This is a genomic window from Burkholderia sp. PAMC 26561 (genome assembly GCF_001557535.2).
Classification (GTDB): Bacteria; Pseudomonadota; Gammaproteobacteria; order Burkholderiales; family Burkholderiaceae; genus Caballeronia.
The window spans coordinates 733363-749420 of record NZ_CP014309.1; the positions used below are offsets into that span (position 1 = coordinate 733363).

Annotated in this window: 14 protein-coding genes; 6 read left to right on the forward strand and 8 right to left on the reverse strand. The window is 56.0% G+C overall.

Annotated features, from left to right (window positions below; translation table 11 throughout):
* Positions 1-437 precede the first annotated feature (437 nt).
* Positions 438-2780, reverse strand: coding sequence for a putative bifunctional diguanylate cyclase/phosphodiesterase (locus tag AXG89_RS30155; protein ID WP_062172803.1), 2343 nt, complete (start codon positions 2778-2780; stop codon positions 438-440).
* 302 nt (positions 2781-3082) lie between these two features.
* Between AXG89_RS30155 and AXG89_RS30160 the strand changes: the two genes are divergently transcribed.
* Positions 3083-3472, forward strand: a complete 390-nt coding sequence (locus AXG89_RS30160) for a transposase (RefSeq protein WP_062172801.1) — start codon at positions 3083-3085, stop codon at positions 3470-3472.
* A gap of 75 nt (positions 3473-3547) precedes the next feature.
* On the opposite strand, the gene AXG89_RS30165 is transcribed toward AXG89_RS30160, so the two are convergent.
* Positions 3548-5124 (reverse strand): IS3 family transposase gene (locus AXG89_RS30165; protein WP_236873502.1). Its coding sequence is split into 2 segments (ribosomal slippage): positions 3548-4665 and positions 4665-5124, totalling 1578 coding nucleotides; the frame shifts between segments, so codons are not numbered across the junction.
* A 72-nt stretch (positions 5125-5196) separates the two neighbouring features.
* Between AXG89_RS30165 and AXG89_RS30170 the strand changes: the two genes are divergently transcribed.
* Positions 5197-6054, forward strand: a complete 858-nt coding sequence (locus tag AXG89_RS30170; RefSeq protein WP_062172796.1) for a DDE-type integrase/transposase/recombinase — start codon at positions 5197-5199, stop codon at positions 6052-6054.
* Between the two features lie 858 nt (positions 6055-6912).
* On the opposite strand, the gene AXG89_RS30175 is transcribed toward AXG89_RS30170, so the two are convergent.
* A complete protein-coding gene (locus tag AXG89_RS30175) occupies positions 6913-7158 on the reverse strand; it encodes a hypothetical protein (protein ID WP_062172795.1) in 246 nt (81 codons plus the stop codon).
* Between the two features lie 226 nt (positions 7159-7384).
* Complete coding sequence (locus tag AXG89_RS30180; protein WP_062172794.1) at positions 7385-8368, reverse strand: IS5 family transposase; 984 nt, start codon at positions 8366-8368, stop codon at positions 7385-7387.
* Positions 8369-8491: 123 nt separating this feature from the next.
* Between AXG89_RS30180 and AXG89_RS42470 the strand changes: the two genes are divergently transcribed.
* Together AXG89_RS42470 and AXG89_RS30190 are read left to right on the forward strand one after the other, a co-directional pair.
* Positions 8492-8638: a hypothetical protein gene (locus AXG89_RS42470; protein ID WP_162916113.1), complete on the forward strand. Its 147-nt coding sequence runs from the start codon at positions 8492-8494 to the stop codon at positions 8636-8638.
* Between the two features lie 22 nt (positions 8639-8660).
* The gene (locus AXG89_RS30190) at positions 8661-8942 is read left to right on the forward strand and encodes a hypothetical protein (protein WP_062172792.1); all 282 of its coding nucleotides are present in this window, start codon (positions 8661-8663) and stop codon (positions 8940-8942) included.
* A 676-nt stretch (positions 8943-9618) separates the two neighbouring features.
* Here the strand turns inward: AXG89_RS30190 and AXG89_RS30195 are convergent.
* Entirely contained in the window at positions 9619-9942 is a 324-nt protein-coding gene (locus AXG89_RS30195; RefSeq protein ID WP_062172791.1) for a flagellar transcriptional regulator FlhD, read from the reverse strand.
* A gap of 971 nt (positions 9943-10913) precedes the next feature.
* Here AXG89_RS30195 and AXG89_RS30200 point away from each other — a divergent pair.
* Entirely contained in the window at positions 10914-13235 is a 2322-nt protein-coding gene (locus AXG89_RS30200) for a PAS domain-containing hybrid sensor histidine kinase/response regulator (RefSeq protein ID WP_062172790.1), read from the forward strand.
* A gap of 810 nt (positions 13236-14045) precedes the next feature.
* Here the strand turns inward: AXG89_RS30200 and AXG89_RS42475 are convergent.
* A complete protein-coding gene (locus AXG89_RS42475) occupies positions 14046-14198 on the reverse strand; it encodes a hypothetical protein (protein ID WP_162916112.1) in 153 nt (50 codons plus the stop codon).
* Between the two features lie 140 nt (positions 14199-14338).
* Here AXG89_RS42475 and AXG89_RS45005 point away from each other — a divergent pair, with 140 nt between their 5' ends.
* Positions 14339-14461, forward strand: a complete 123-nt coding sequence (locus tag AXG89_RS45005) for a hypothetical protein (protein ID WP_442861771.1) — start codon at positions 14339-14341, stop codon at positions 14459-14461.
* Positions 14462-14707: 246 nt separating this feature from the next.
* On the opposite strand, the gene AXG89_RS30220 is transcribed toward AXG89_RS45005, so the two are convergent.
* Together AXG89_RS30220 and AXG89_RS30225 are read right to left on the reverse strand one after the other, a co-directional pair.
* The gene (locus AXG89_RS30220) at positions 14708-15454 is read right to left on the reverse strand and encodes an anti-sigma factor (RefSeq protein ID WP_062172785.1); all 747 of its coding nucleotides are present in this window, start codon (positions 15452-15454) and stop codon (positions 14708-14710) included.
* Positions 15451-16017, reverse strand: a complete 567-nt coding sequence (locus AXG89_RS30225) for a sigma-70 family RNA polymerase sigma factor (protein WP_062172783.1) — start codon at positions 16015-16017, stop codon at positions 15451-15453. The genes AXG89_RS30220 and AXG89_RS30225 overlap by 4 nt, the downstream gene beginning before the upstream one ends.
* Positions 16018-16058 lie beyond the last annotated feature (41 nt).

Here is a 16058-nt window from a genome sequence, read left to right on the forward strand (position 1 = left end):
CATCAGAAGCCGAATGTACGGACGCAGTCGTGACCCTCAAAATGCAAACCGATCTTGCTCATAGGCGGGAGTCCATGTACGGATATACAGCAGCAGTCCATCCACTTGTCAGATTTCGAAACTGCTTCGCAAACGGGAGGCGTTCATATACATGCGCATGTTCATCCGGTGCGCGGGCATCGTCTCTCCGGCCAAAGCCGGCGAGCATAACCCGCGTGATTGATGTCATGCGCAACGCCAATCCTGCTGTCTGGTCCGCTCGGTCACGTTCCCGAAACGGCCGGTCACGTTGCCGTAATCGCCGGTCACGATCCCGAAACGGCCGGTCACCTTCATCCGAAATACGCACAATGGACCCTAGCCAAACCGCACACCGCTGAAACAGTTGCGCTCATGCGTTGGGACATGAAGTCACCCGGAACACGCGAGGAATGTTTTCATATCGAGAACGTAGGCCTGCGTGCGTCTACGCGCGCTCTGAGCAGGGCAGATATTTCCACAGTCGGAAGCGGCCTGCACAGCAAGAACCCCTGAAGACGATTGCAGCCCATAGAAGCGAGCGCCGCCATTTGCTCTTGCGTCTCTACGCCTTCGGCGACAACGTCGAGTTCAAGATTCTTCGCCAGTAAAACAATGCTTCGCAAGATCGACATTGTCCTGGGTTTTTGCAACATCCGCATCACGAATGAGCGGTCAATTTTCAGCGTGTCGATCGGGTAGCGGTCCAAGTACGCCAAAGAAGAATAACCGGTGCCGAAGTCATCCAAGGCGATGCGCACTCCCTTGCTCCTTAGCGCCACGAACATCGCCTCCGTTGATGGCGAATCATCAAGCAAAACGCCTTCGGTGATTTCAATCTGCAAATCTGAAAGGGTAAATCCGGCAGCGTCAGTGACGTGAACCAGATTGCGAAGAAAGGAGGGTTCACGAAGCTCAAGTGCGGAAACGTTGACATTTAAATGCAACGATAGCTCGGGGAATTCGCGCTGCCATATACCCACCTGAGCAACGGCGGTTTTAAGCACCCACCGATCGATCGCACCGACAATCCCGAGCTGTTCGGCAAGAGGTATGAATTTCGCCGGCGACACCTGCCCCCGCCGTTCGTGGGTCCAGCGAACCAGCGCTTCAACCCCAATTATGCGGTGCAGAGCCGAGTCGAAGATGGGCTGGTAGTAAACCTCAAATGCGTTCGCTTGCGCGGCCTTCCTCAAATCAGCCTGGAGCGATAAAACCTCGAGCGCCCGCTCATGCATCGAAGGCTGAAAAAACTCGAAACTCCCGCTACCGCTGTGTTTTGCCGCATACATGGCGGCGTCCGCGTCCCGCAGGACCTCGCTTGCGCTGGTATATGCTTCCGAGAGTTCAAGGATTCCGATGCTGCACGAAAGAACAAGGTCCCCAGGAAGAAGCGAGAAAGAACGGCAAAGCGCAGCCTTGATGCCTCTGGCGATTGTTTCCAAGGCGTCGCGACTTTCGCGGCGCTCAACAAAAATGACGAACTCGTCTCCCGCTAAACGCGCGAGCACGTCCGAGGGACGCACGCATTGAGCGAGCCGTGTTGCGACCTCGACCAACAATGCATCGCCGACCGCGTGTCCAAAACTGTCATTCACGAGCTTGAACCCGTCGAGGTCCAGGAAAAAAACAGCGCCGCCGCGATCTTGCCGGCCTTCGCTGCCGACGAGTTTATCGCAGGACCGGAGTGCCGCATCGATCCGTTGCATCACAAAGGCACGATTACAAAGCGCGGTGAGTTCGTCATGCGTTGCTGCGTACTCGAGCGCTTGCTGTGCGAGTTGTCGTTCAGCAAGTGACACCGCCAACGCCTCGCGTTCCTTTTCCGCTGCCTGCGCTCGCAATGCCGCGATTTGCGCCTCTTTGCGCTCGCTCGTATCACGCTGAACCGAAACCCAATGCGTGAACCACCCTGTCTCGTCAGCGACGGGGACGATACTCAGCTCGACCCAGAAAGGTGTACCGTCCTTTTTGTAGTTCAGCAGTTCAATCTCGATCGGGCGCCACGCCTGCAATGCCGCTTTGAGCGTGGCGAGCGCTTTACGATCCGTGGCAGGCCCATGAAGAATTCGAGGCGTACGACCCAAGACGTCCGATTCGGTGTATCCGGTGGTCCTCGTGAAGGCCGGATTGCAATAAACAATGCGCGGCCCTGGTAGCGTAATCGGTTCAGCTTCCGTAATGAGTATCGAATCGCGTGCATTGACGACGGCGGATTCGAGCAGTCTCAGCCGCTCGGTTGATCGCGCGTTCTCGCTCACCAGTTGCTGGGGCTGCGCAGCATCAACAATCGCTCGTTGAGACGCCGACTGTTGATTGGCTACCACTATTTGTGCCCCGATCGTCCCCAAAACAAAGTGTTGAGCAGCGCTCAGCCTTCCCCGCGCGGCTAACGATCCTAGAATGAGCTGGCCGTCAAAGGCACCGTCGGCGTCTACCAGGGGCACGACCACAACAAAGCGGGCAACTACACCTGCAGAGGTCGATTCGTCGGTGCGTGAGGGCCAGCCATCGATACCTGCCTCAGTCTCGAGAACAAACGGTTGGCACTCTTTGGCTTGAATTCGGTCAAGAAACGTAAACCCACAGCCGAACGAGTAGTTGTCGGCATCCCCCAAATGCGCGGCTACGACAAGGCCTTCCGTTGTCGCACGATACAGAACACCTAACTCGCAATCCGCGGCCCGCGCAGCAGCGGTGAGTAGCCGATTAAATATCAACGGTACATTGTTGGCCTTTACTTCCTCGTTTTTGGAGCCCATTTTCGCCTTTGGTCTAGCTCATCCGGGTTTTCCCGTGAATCGTTCGCGTGTGGGTCCGTGCCGAGGATCATGGCTTCGCGGTCGCACCTGAATTCCACTTCATTTAATGCTTGAGACGTAAATACGCCGATTTCTCTATTAACGGCCCAATGTCGAGTTTCTGAAGCTCACCGAAGCATAGCTGTAGCAGCTCGACTCTCGGTGCGACCGATTACGGTCCTTTGCCTGGTCGATTTGCGGCGCCTCCGGTTTTTTTGGACACAGATTTAGGGTAAAACGTGTGTTCCAAACTGGAGTAGTTCATGTTGAAGAAAGCTGATGCGAATGCAGTTGCGCCAGAGTCGTTGGAAGGCGCGCGTAGCGCGACTGGAAGCGCCTCTGGCACCGCCGAAGTCAAACGCTGGTCGACCGGGCGCAAACGCGGCGTGGTGCTTCGATTGCTGCGCGGCGAACCCGTCGATGCCGTGTCGCGCGAAGTTGGCGTGACGATCGCCGAGCTTGAATGCTGGCGTGAACAGGCTCTGGCGGGCATGGAGGCAGGCCTGAAGGCACGCACTAGCGATCCGTTGGAAGCCCGACTCAACGAGGCCGTCCGGCGCGTCGGCGAGCTCACGATGACAATCGAGATTTTGAACAAGGAACGCGAGCGGCAGGCCCGTCGCCCTTTGAGCGCTCGGAGATCATCGACATGAGCCACGAGATCTCCGTGAGCGTCGGCAAGCCCTTTGCGGTAGATTTCAAGCTAGATGTCGCCTCAACGATTAGATTTAGGCGGCTTTTTGCTCCTGTCGGTGGTCGCGTTTGATGGGTTCGAAGTTGTCTATCTGATCGGGATTCAGATGGACCGTTTTTACGCGCTTCCAGTTTCGAGTGGGGCCTTTCCATCGTAGCGGGTTGCGCTGCTTTGCCGCCTCGTAGAGCATCGCGCGGCGATCGAGGATCTGCTGGTCGAGGTTGGCGTGCCGTTGGGCAGGCGTGACGAAACGGATCGCGCTGTGACGATGTTCGTGGTTATACCAGCGCACCAACACGGTGACCCAAGCGCGCGCGGCAAATAGAGTGTCGAACGCCTGCAGAGGATAGGCCGGCCGATACTTCAGTGTTTTGAACAACGATTCCGAGAACGGGTTGTCGTTGCTCACGCCCGGTCGACTCAATGACGGCATGACACCCAGAGCCTGCAGGGTGGCGAGCATCGTGGCACCCTTCATTGGGCCGCCGTTATCCGAATGCAAAATCACCTGACCCGGTTTGATCGCTTCACGTGCACATAGGTCCTTCAGAAGCTCGCTGGCCTGGGCGCTGCTCTCTTCAGCGTAGACCTGCCAGCCGACGACCATCCGACTGAATACGTCCATGAACAGATAGAGATAGAAATACTGCCCGCGAACTGTCGTCGGCAGGTAAGTGATATCCCAGCTGAACAATTGATTGGGCTCGTCGGCACAAACTGCGCGAGGCTTGCTGCGGGCGCGCGCTGGTTGTTCACTGCGCCGATGAGCAAGCTGTTTCTCTTCACGCAGCACCCGGTAGAACGTCGATTCTGAGGCGATGTAGCGGCCCTGGTCGGCCAATCGAGGGACGATTTGGCTCGGTGGCAGATGAGCGAATTCGACAGAGTTGGCCACCGCCAGCAGTTCAGCGCGCTCATCGGTCGACAGCTTGTGAACAGCATCATGATGGCGTAAGGCGCGCCCATCCACTGCTTCAGGACCGCCGCCTTGCCAGCGCTGCACGGTGCGCGCGCTTAGCCCGAGCACAGCACATGCGCGTGCCTGACGAGCCCCGGCTGTAGTCGCCTTGCCGATCAGCTCCTGCAATGTCGCACGCTCTTCGGGGGAGCTCATTCGTCCTCGTCCCCGAACAGCGCCTGGTACTTTTTTGAAAGTATCAGCAACGCGGCCGCCTCCGCTAAAGCCTTTTCCTTGCGTTTCAATTCGCGCTGCAGCTGCGCATTGGCCTGTTTCAGCTCGCGCAGTTCTGGAGCGTTTGCACGTGCGCTGCTCGCGGTGCCGGCCGAGCAAAACTGGGCGCGCCACTGGTCCAGATGATGAACAAACAAGCCACGTTCACGGCACCACGCGCTTAGTGCCTCGTCGCTCAGTCCATGGCTCTGCTGCAATGCCAGCAGGCGCTCTTCCAAGGACCAATCTTCCGGGCGTCGTGCATCGACTGGCCCCGGGTTGCGGTTTGCGGCGTTAGACACGCGGATCCACTTCCTCAAAGTTAATACGTTCATGTTCAGTTCCGCGGCAACCGTTCCTACGGACCGGTTGCCGCGTTGCAGGACCTTTGCCAGCGCCTGCTCCCTGAATTCGACAGAATACGTCTGTTTGGCATTCACAACCTGCACCTCTGAGTTCTTCGGATTAAGAAAATTCAGAGGCGACATCTAGTGTGACGCAGGGGGTTTGGATTGCAACGGGTTTGCCAGGTGCTCGACTTCCCACGCTCGACGATCTACGCCGTACGTGCCATAGCGAGCGCCGGCGTGACGCCGATGGTTGTGCGCAGGCGTGGGCCGAAGCCGAAGATGCCCGATGCTGACCTGCTCAAGGCCATCCGTGACGATCTGGCGGCTTCGCCCTTCAAGGGCGAGGGGCATCGCAAGGTCTGGGCACGGCTGCGCATCCTGCATGACATCCGTGTCTCCCGGACCCGCGTGTTGCGGCTGATGCGGGAGCACAGTCTGCTCTCGCCGCATCGTCAAGCGCGAGGCGAACCCAACCTTCACGACGGCCGGATTACAACTGATCGCCCCAATCAAATGTGGGGTACCGACGGCGTGCGCATCGCGACCGTGGACGACGGCATGGTGTGGATATTCTGCGCCGTCGATCACTGCGACGGCATGTGCACCGGCATTCATGCCGCGAAAATTGGTGACCGTTTCGCCGCCCTCGAGCCGATCTCCCAGGGGCTGCTGGGCGAGTTTGGCTCCGTGGGTGCCGACGCGGGTCGCGGGCTGTCGCTGCGCATGGATCATGGTTCGCAGTACACCTCGGACGACTTTCGCGACCAGATCAGGTTCTGGGGCATCGCGCCGAGCTACGCCTTCGTCGCCGAGCCGCAGACCAACGGCGTTGCCGAGCGATTCAATCGGACAATGAAGGAACAGGCTATTCATGGACGCATCTTCGAAAACCTGGAGGAGGATCGTGCCGCCGCTGTCGCGTTCAAGGATCGATACAACCGCGACTGGCGTCTTGAAAAGCTGGGCTTCAAATCACCCCTCGAAGCCCGTCAGGAAAACCTGATTAAGCTGGCCGCCTGAACTGCAAAAGCGTGTCCAAACAACCGGAGCCGGTACATTTGCCTGGTCGATTCGATGTCTAACTAATACCGCTTTAATCAGACGACGCTTGAGCATCGGCCGCTCGCTTTGCCGACTGCGGTTGAACCGTTGAACGCACAACAGAGGTGGCCCCATTCGTTCCGACAGTTTTTTTCGAATTTTTAGTGGAACGCCGGGCGCGCCGGACACCGTCGCCACATTGGCGGGCGACACGTCGCATTGCGCAGAGAAGGAATTGGCTAGAAAATTCAAAAAATATAAGGTCAGGACACTAAGCAAGGTTCGCCAGACGCCGAAACAAAATCCGTGTGTTGCTGTCGTAACTAATGCTCTCGCGGGCTTTCTCTTAGGCGCCCCGTGGGCAAGCCCCGACGGCGGACCCGCAGCGGACTCAGACGGCTACAGTCGCGCGGGGTCGCCTCTATCAATTTTGTTGAGAGCGATGATAGACGCGGACTTCTCGACATCGAAGAACACCCTCGCTTTTACTGCCCTTCTTGGGATGTTATCGTGACTGTCGTCGTGGTGAGGATGACCTCAAGGCGACGTTGAAGGCGGCCTGGGTCGCGTCAATCGATCGTTGAACGCCGGCCCGTCGTCCCCAACCCTATGCGCGCCTTTACTTACACGAAAGCAGCGATGCGCCTTCTACCGGTGTCGCGAGCAGGCGGAAGAAGCGATGCGGGAGGCATGCACATTCAGCCCGGTTGTCGAGTCAGCCATGTCCGCAGTTCGGCCCAACGTCGGCGCGTTAAGCCGTTGCTTGCGATGTCTTCGTCCAAGGTGACGGCGCCCGTAGCAATTGCGGCCTTCAGTTGCGTGACATTTTTCGATTCACTACGCGAGCAATAGCGCCCGCGTGCTCCCCCGCAGTCCGGCGAAAGGTCCGAGCGCTGTGACCTCGCGTGTGATCCCGGCTTTGGCATGTTCGACCAATTGATCGGCGAGCGCGATCCAGTATGCCGGTGCGCCAATCATCCGGTAGTGAAAACCGAGCGTCTTGCGATGCTCGGGCTCAAGCAAACCGGCGTCTTCCTGAGCCTGCTGCCCAATGAGCGCGCAGACTATCTTGAATGCCGACATTGAGGCCGCGGGCAGGCGCAATTGTCGGAGATGCCGGCATCGAGCGCTGACACCATAAACGAACGGAAAGTTCCTGGCCTCACCTAAGGCTACGCTGAAGAACCTGCGGTTCTGTGACATTCGAGTTCGCTGCTAAGTGAGATGATGAAAAGTCACTCAATTGCATCGATTCATAGGCGTTTAAGTTCGGATTTCACCGCGCTTAAGCCCATTTTTAGGCGGTCTCCTAGACCTTCGGACGGAGTTGCCCCTTCAGTCGCGAGCGACTCATGTAAAGATTCGCCAGCGCCAGAGCAGCGAAAGCCCGATTAGCATTTTTCGCAAGTCCGCGATAGCGAACTTTGCCAAATCCCCAAAGCCGCTTCACCACCGCAAATACATGCTCTACCCGAGCGCGTATCTTTGATTTATTGTGATTCTTTGCCCGCTTGAGCTCATCGACTTCACCAAGGCGGTTTTTTACGCGGTCATTGGTAAAGTCTTTCGCCTTGGGCGCTTTGCTTGCCATCAGCTCCTTTTGGCTCGCATATGCACTGTCACCGTACACACGTTGTTCGTCCCCTTGGAGCAGATCAGGCAATGCGTGCTTGTCATGCACGTTTGCCGCTGTAACTACAGCGCTATGCGTCAGTCCCGTTTGACTGTCCACGCCGATATGCAACTTCATTCCGAAATACCATTGCTGGCCTTTTCTCGTTTGATGCATCTCCGGATCGCGCGCCTTGTCTTTATTCTTCGTGGAACTCGGTGCGCCGATAATCGTGGCGTCGACGATCGTGCCCGTGCCAATCTTTAGTCCCTGGCCTTGCAGCACTTCACTCACTTTCACGAACAGCTGCGCGCCGAGATCATGAGTTTCAAGAAGGCGGCGGAATTTCAATAGCGTCGTGCCATCCGGTACGCGTTCTCGCCCGAGGTCGATTCCCACGAAGCGCCGCAGTGCAGTGCTATCGAGCAATGCCTCTTCGCACGCAACATCCGCAAGATTGAACCAGTGCTGCACGAAATACATTCTTAACATGCGCTCCAGTCCAACCGAAGGACGTCCGCCCACGCCCTTCGGATAGTAAGGCTCGACCAACTCGCATAACTGCTCCCACGGAACCACCTTCTCCATGGTCGCAAGGAATACGTCGCGCTTGGTCGGCCGACGGTAAAGTTCGAAGTCCGTGCCTTGATCTTCTGCCATCGCTAGTGTGTGTTGTCTCATTCCAATTAAACGCATTGTCAGCCAAGATCGTTGATCTTTTTCAGCATTGCCCTAACGGGCAGGCGCTGGATTTGCATCCGAGGTACCCGACGTCATCCGCGGATTCCTCCCAAAGGTATGGACATGAGCGACGTCTCGCATCAGGAACTCACTGCCATTGAGCATGCCCTCAATCATCGCCCTCGCAAAATCCTCGGCTTCCAGTCTCACTACGAAGTATTCTTTCAACTCAAGCAAGATCTCATTGCCCATGTCGCACTTCAAGTTTGAAACCGCCCTCCTACGATAAATTATGACCAATCCGATTATTCCCCTTCATGCCGCGGACTTGCGCGTTGTCTTGGCGTCGCTCTCACGCTTGGCCGAAGCCGAAACAACGGCCGGAAGTTATTCAGACGGCCTGCGCGAGGACGTTGAGCGCCTGCTTCTCGATGTCGATCGCTTGCCGAATTCGAATCCGTCGAGTAAAAAACTTTTGTCGCTGTCAATAGAGCTATTCAAAGCAGGTGAAATCCGTGCGGCGCTTCTCGGGGCGGACGAAGCCTTAGCCTTGAAAATCCCAGCTTCTTTTTGATTGTTTCATTCTGGTGTAAGTCGGCAACTCTGTGCCTATGCCGGGCCTTTGAGGCTCGGCGTGTCCACATATGTCTGAGCCTTTGAATCGCTGCCACGCAGGTTTTTCTGCGCATGCGCTGTCAATGCTTCATTCCCTCGCGGCATCTTATGACGCGGCAGCCGGATCGTCAAAACGCATCCTGGCTCGCCACATCATGTAAGCAGGTCACACCCGTGCAACGCAGCAAATGCCCCAACCTCGGACAATGAGGCGATGCCGCCGGCTGGCCCGGCGGACGACGGCGAGAAAGCTTTGATGGAGGCCGAAAACGGTCGCACCCCAGTACTAGCCTGTCGTTCCTGCGCGCGTCGAGGTCCGACCCGCCCAAACTACGCCGGACCTCTGTCGCCTCTATTGCACGCCCCGGGCTGCCGGCCACGACGTTTAACACTGGGATTGATCGCTCTCGCCTGCTAACAGCCGCTCAATGTCTTTGGCTAACCCGAGCACGGCCGCTTCCCGCTCAAGCGAATCAACCGGGAGCTCTCGCGGTAAGCTTTTTCTCTGCGCAACGCGAATCGAGATGACGGTTTGAGCAGAACGACTGCCTGCGCGCTCAGCTCGGCATCACGAAACAATGGCAACTCGTCATCCATCACATCCCCGCGTTGGCCTCGACATCATTCGAAACTATTCACACGGACAACGCTGCCCCTCGGCTTACGGCAAACGGCAGTTTTGACTCCGCAGGCGTAACTTTGATCTGCTCATCCGCACGAAGCAGCGACGATAATATGGACTGTTCATCGAACCGAAAAGCGCAGAGCAGGTGAGGCGCTGTAGAGAGCTTTACAGTCTGAGCCATCGTCAAGTCAACAAGAATATCCGCCACACGTCCTGTCACGCCGAGTCGCACCTCGCTTCCCGCACGGTCCAAACGTAGCATTTTCTGCGCAAGCAGAACGTACGAAAGGTTGATTTCCCGGATTGAGTTGGCGGAATCATTTGTAGTGTTCATGGCCCTGTCCTCGGATCAGCGATTAACCTAACGTGCTACTTTTTCAGTATTTATTGCCGATCTCAATTCGCATGTGGTAACTAGGACTGATTGTGGCTTTCGCCTAGTTGTTCCGCAGGTGTCGCTGCCGATTTATTTTATTCAGCAGATGCCTCAACAGAATTTATTGCCGGAAGTCCTGCGGTGACCATGCAACCGCTATCAGCCTTATTTTTGAAGCCGGCCTGCCTTGGTATTCGACGGAAGATTCCGATCGGCGGCGCCGACACGTCGCGTCTGAAAGCACATACGACGTCGCATTGGAAGCGCACCATGTGGGTCTGGACGCGCGACCGGCGCGTCTGCGAATAGGTAAAAAACCTTTAAGGGTTTAAATAGCAGAAATTCGGCAAATCAGGAGATTAGAGGGATATACGCTTTCGAATCCGGCAGGTCATCGGATAGAGCGAAAAAGGCGATGATTGCTTCCGCTTATGATTTCGTCAACTGCCAGCACACAGGGGTCCTGTACAGGTAGCGATGCGTCAGTCGGCCCTGGCCCGCGGTTGCGAGTTCTGGAATAAATCTGCATTGAAACTTGGACACTAAAAGGCACGCAAACAATGTTGCAACCAGCGCTTTATCGAAACACCATTTCATTCGAAACAAGGGCACATCAGATACACATTATTTCTTGTGAATACATTTGAAAGGGAATATAACTTGATGCAGAATGCATTAGTCGGCCGCAACATCACATCAAACTTTACGGCGTCTACCGAATACATACATCCGCTGCTCTCCATTAGGACTCGAACAGCAATTGGCGCATCACCCTTAGTGTTCCTGCGTTGAGCGCGCTTGGTACACCACCTCATTTACACGCGCAGCACAATAGCGTGGCAGTCAATCCTTTGCTACTTGCATCGCCGTGTTTTTTAACGAGCTACGGGTCAATGGCACCCGCGCGGCAACACATTATGGAATTTTGAATGAACATAGATCGTCAGCCGCCGGTGGCCTATGACTTCGGGAGACCGGGGCATCCCGACCTAATCCCGTTCGATTCGGTTATTACTGTTGACGTTACGGGACGTGTGCTTTGGATGAACGCGCAAGCAGAGAGCCTGACTGAGTGGAGTGTTGCAGACGCGCGCGGTAGAACACTGCAGCACGTTTTTGCAACGGAAAATGACCCTGTGGGGTTGTTCGAAATCTCCAGGAAGATTTCACCAGAATGCAATTCGCGGTCGATCGGTGGAGCAGTTTCGACCAAGAGCGGCTTGTCAAAATACGTGATTGGCAGCGCAATCGATTTGAACCCGCCTCAAGGGGTAGCCACGGGACTTTTAGTCTTTGCAGAGGAGATCCGGTCAAGAAATCAAAATTCTATTTTCGCGGAAAAACACAGCGCGGCGCAGAGCGTAATCGATTCGCTACCTTTCCCGCTTTTGGTTTTGAATACTGATCTAAGCATTAATGCAGCAAACCCTGATTTTTATCATACCTTCGGTGTCACGGCTGCAGAGACGCTCGGGGTCAAGCTAGATGCATTAGGAAACGGTCAGTGGGCCAAAATCGATGTTGCCGGGGTTTTGGAGGGGCTTATACAAGGCCAGCCGGGGAGCCGACGCTGTCTCGTCGAGGATTTCTTTCCCTCCCTAGGCAAACGCACGATGCAAGTGAGTGCCACGGCTCTCAGCTTGTTCGGCCAGACAGAAGATCTGATTTTAGTGATTATTGAAGACGTCTCGGAACGTCAGACGGCGGAGCGCGCATTACGAGACTCTGAATTGCGTTATCGACGACTGTTCGAGACGGCCAAAGACGGCATCCTCATTCTTGATGCTCAGACGCTTGTCATCGTCGATGCCAATCGCTACATCGCTGATCTTCTTGGTTATTCCCACGGTGCGCTGGTCGGGAAAGAGCTCTGGGAAATCGGGTTCTTTGCCGACAAAGAAGCAAGTCAGGCCACCTACACGCATCTGCAGCAATACGGGTATGTCCGTTACGATAGTCTCCCGCTGAAGACCATTGCAGGAAAGCCGGCCGAGGTGGAATTCATCAGTAATGTTTACTTGGTCGCCGGCCAGCCGATCGCTCAATGCAATATCCGTGATATCAGCGATCGATTGCGCATGCAAGACGTTCTGAAGCAGCAGGCAGCAGCGCTTACAGAATTGCACCATAAGAAGGATGAGTTTCTTGCGATGCTCAGCCATGAGCTCCGCAACCCCCTTGCTCCTATCACCAACGCTGTCCGGCTCCTGCGCCACCACGAAATCAAAGACGCAACAATGGACCGTGCGTGCGTCATCATCGAGCGGCAACTCGTTCAGTTGACGCGACTGGTCGATGATTTGGTCGAAGTGTCGAGGATTACGACCGGACGGGTGCGCTTGAGGATTGAGCGCGTGACCATCCAGGAAATCTTGGGTCGAGCCCTCGAGACAACTCAACCGCTGATTGAACAACGGCGCCACATAGTCTCGGTGTCGCTTGGCGAGAACCTAATATGGATCAACGGAGATGCATCGCGGCTCGAACAGGCGATGGTCAACCTTCTAGCAAACGCGGCCAAATACACGGATGAAGGCGGCACAATAGCATTGTCGGTCGAGGTTGAGGAGACGTATTGCGTCGTGCGCATAAAAGATAGCGGCGTCGGCATAGCTCAGGAATTACTACCTCATATTTACGAACTCTTCACACAAGCAGAACGGTCCCTTGCACGCTCCCGCGGTGGACTGGGGATCGGCCTTGCGTTGGTAAAACGTATCGTGGAAATGCACGATGGGATCATCGCCGTTCATAGCGTCTTGAACGAAGGGACGGAATTTGTGATACGCATGCCCATCGCAATATCGTCAGCAAAGCTCGCGTTGCCGGTGACCGAATCAAGTATCGAATCATCGACCGCATTGCGTATTCTCGTAGTGGATGACAACGTCGACACGGCAGAGAGTATGGCGATGCTGGTGGGAATGCTCGGGCATGCCGTGAGGACGGAGCACGATGGCAATAGCGCACTTCGAGCCGCCTCCGAATTTCGACCTGACGTAGTGCTTCTCGACATAGGCTTGCCCGGGCTTAACGGCTACGAGGTTGCATCGCGGATCAGAGAACAACCGAGCCTCGACCACACGGTTCTTGTCGCAATTACTGGATATGGCCACGAAACAGATCGACAGCTTGGGTTGAAGGCTGGAATCGATCATTACCTAGTCAAGCCTGTTGACTTTGATCGAGTGCGACGCATCTTGGGGACAGTCGCCGATCGAGCTGTCACGCCGACACACTTGGAACCGTAAGGCAGCGGAATCCGATAGGGCCTTTCGCAACGCGAAACGAGTCATCTGCCGCCGCGTCTCCGTACGGTCAGCCATGTCCATCGAAACCCTTAAATACACAAGTTATCCCCCGCTTACTCACATCAATTAGCAACACATTCTTTCATGCCGCCATCTTTGGGTGAGGCAGAGGCAATTAATAAAAAAGCCGGCCACAGCAGCTAACGGCAAAGGATACCGATGCCGAGGGCGGCAACCAGTATCCGAGAGATCGATGCTACAACGGCGGTGTGGATGACAGCACCGGTGCCGTCGAACACTTTGATCGCTTTGTCACGAACATTTCTGCCTTTTGCTCAGCCGCCTGCAAAAAGAGCGGAAGCCTTTCGAAATATCGCGTGGTCGATCACATCTCGGGAAATGTCCGGCGGCTTGGTATGCTCTTCCCCGCCTTCCACTCTGGAGAGCTTCTTCCGCCGGGTCCGTGATACAAGAATGCTCTCAACGTCAATCCCCTTTTGCGCGAAAACGAGCTTTCTAACGATCAGAGTGTAGACTTGCCGACGAGGTTCGGCTTGACCTGGGTCAACGAATGCAGACATTGGCGATGCGGTCTTTGGTCGCCGGCGTCCGACAATCCCTAGTTGGCGTCCACGCGGCATGCTGCTATGTGTTGAGTAGTTTCCGACTCTATCGAAACCGCACGACGGCTTCTATCATCAGCAACATCATTTATTGCATTCTCCAAGCATTCCTGATCGGTCCCGGAGACATCATGGCGTTCATAGTCAATGACAGCGAGCTACAAAAGGCTGTTCTACCCGAACTTGCCTAGGAACCGAGCGTCACCGCTGCATATGTCGGCGTTACGGCAGCCAGCATCGTCACGTTGACCGGCACGTTGCATCGTTTGCGGAAAAACATCCCTCCGATGCGGCTGCGCTGCGCCTGAAGGGTGTCGAGGCGGTTGCGGACAACATCCAAGTCCACCTTGCCTTTGACGCGAAGCGCAGGGACGACGACATTGCAGCGGCGATCGTAAATCGGCTGGCCTGGGACGTCTCCGTTCCTCCGACGCGGTCGGGGTCTATGTGGAAAACGGTTGGATAACACTCAGCGGCAGCGTGGACCGGCATTTACATAGAGAAGCTGCCGTTCAGGACGTTCGACGGCTTCTAGGCGTGAACGACCATATAACCCTAAACGTCCCAATTAACGTGTTACAGGTCCACGGAAATCTCACGTAAGCCTTAAAGCGTTTTTGGTCCGACTCCCGCAATATTTCGGTGACGGCAAGCGGCGCAACGCTGCGACTTGAGCTCGGGCAATTGCCGAGGCTGCAGGTGGATTTCTAGGCATTGCAAGCCGTGTTTCGAGCGCGGAAAGAATCGCGCTGGCTCAACTTGAAAAGTCCTTTTTCGTAGGCGGGTAGAACACATTGTTACTGCCGATGATATCAACGCCATAGCCGTCAAATTAACACCTCCTCCAGGCTACATTATTTGAGCGGCCCTGCCGATAAACTCCACAGGCCCGGACGGTCGTCCCGTTGGAGAACCCGAAAGCGGCTCCAGCGTGAGCTCGAACAACTGATTTTTTTGCACCGATGGCAACTTGCTCACCGGGACGCGCAAAGTCGCGCCTTGCTTGACCATACCCAGCGATATCGGCGCACTCCAGCCGTCGCCCTTGGTCCAGAACTGCAACGCGCGATCGCTCGGCAGCTCGACGCTTCCCAACGGAATCAGTTGTAGTTCGCGATCTGCGCTCACCTGAATGACCCAGCCCGGCGCCTTGTCTTGCGGCGCGACCAGCACGACCATGTATTTGGGTACTGTCGGCGGCGTGTTCTGCCGTATCAGCAGCAGCGAGCCGAAAATTGCGGCAACAGCGAAACCTGCGGCTGACATGCCGCGCCAGAACATCAGGTCGCGCCAGAGGGTCAGTCGGCTGGTTTGGGATGCAGGCACGGTAGTGCGCGCAGCAGCCTCATGCTCGACGAAATCGACGCTGCGCTCGATGCGGTGCCACAGCCGTGTCGAGGGTTCGACAGGATCAGTCATCGACGTAAGCGGCAGCAGGCGCGCTTCCCACTCTTGCACCGCAGCGCGTAACGCCGGGTCGGTGAGCATTCGCTTGCTGACATCTTCGTGCTGCGCCGTCGATAAGGTGCCCAGAACATACTCGCCCGCCAATTCATCGAGGTCAGGACCATCGGAGGAAGAAGTGTCAATGCTCACGCGAGGCACTCCTTCAAGGCTTGGAGGCTGCGCTTGATCCAAGCCTTGACCGTGCCTAAGGGCGCGCCGACGCGACTGGCAATTTCGCTGTGCGAGAGTCCATCAACATACGCGTGCAAAATGCAGTTTCGCCTGACGGGTTCAAGCCGCTCGAGACAGGGACCAATGCGCCCTGCACTGCTCTTCCAGACAAAGGCATCGGTGATGTCATGCCATGCTTCGAGCGATTCGCGCGCATCGATGGCGACTTTAGTGCTCTCATCGACCTCGATTTCCCGGCGATGCTTTCGGATCGAATTGAACGCGAGATGCCGCGTAATGCTATACATCCAGCCCCGCGCGGCACCTTTAGTCACATTGAAGGTGCCCGCATGCGTCCATATATTGACGAAGGCGTCGTGGACAACGTCTTCTGCCAACGCCATGTCTCGAACCAACCTATGCGCGACGCCGAGCAGTCGGGCGCCTTCCTGTTCATATAAGCGATGCAACGCTTCGTGGTTTCCGGCGGCGCACCCTGTAACGGCTGCTTCGTAATCAAACTCGGTCACCGGTATAGGCATGGATGATGATTTAGGCAGGTCGAATAAAAGAAAGCATCGCA